The organism is Streptomyces sp. LaBMicrA B280 (genome assembly GCF_049222185.1).
In the GTDB taxonomy this organism is placed as follows: domain Bacteria; phylum Actinomycetota; class Actinomycetes; order Streptomycetales; family Streptomycetaceae; genus Streptomyces; species Streptomyces murinus.
Genome location: NZ_JBMJCT010000057.1, coordinates 1 through 594, shown reverse-complemented (window position 1 = coordinate 594; position 594 = coordinate 1). Strand labels below are relative to the sequence as shown.

Below are 594 nucleotides of genomic sequence, written 5' to 3'. Positions count from 1 at the left end.
ACCATGAAGTCGTGGTTGGCCGGGTCGTAGGAGATGTTGCCCGTGCCGTCCTGCTTCTCGATGCCGCCGATCCGGTGCTCCAGACCCGGCGTGCCCGGCACCGCCCACGGCCGGGCCAGGGTCTGCGGGTCGCGTTTGTACGGCCAGAAGACGTCGGTGCCGTCGTCCAGGGTGTGGTTGGGGCCGGACGCGAACCGGACCCGCAGGTCGGGCAGTTCCTCCAGGTCCGGGATGCGCCAGGGCTCCGACCCGTTGGCCAGGTAGCCGTCCGACAGCAGCATCACCGGGGTGCGGTACGTCAGGGCGATCCGGGCCGCTTCCAGGGCCGCGTCGAAGCAGTCGGCCGGTGTCCTGGGCGCGATGACCGGGACGGGTGCCTCGCCGTTGCGCCCGTACATGGCCTGGAGGAGGTCGGCCTGCTCGGTCTTGGTCGGCAGACCGGTGGAGGGGCCACCGCGCTGGATGTCGACGACCAGCAGCGGCAGCTCCAGGGAGACCGCCAGACCGATCGTCTCCGACTTCAGCGCCACACCGGGCCCGGACGTGGTCGTCACCGCGAGCGAGCCGCCGAACGCCGCGCCCAGCGCGGCGCCG

General features: G+C 72.2%; 1 pseudogene. It reads right to left on the bottom strand.

Features of this window, described 5'->3' with window-relative positions:
* Positions 1-594 (bottom strand): annotated as a pseudogene (locus tag ACLF5H_RS31525) (2-oxoglutarate ferredoxin oxidoreductase subunit alpha); the annotation flags it as partial.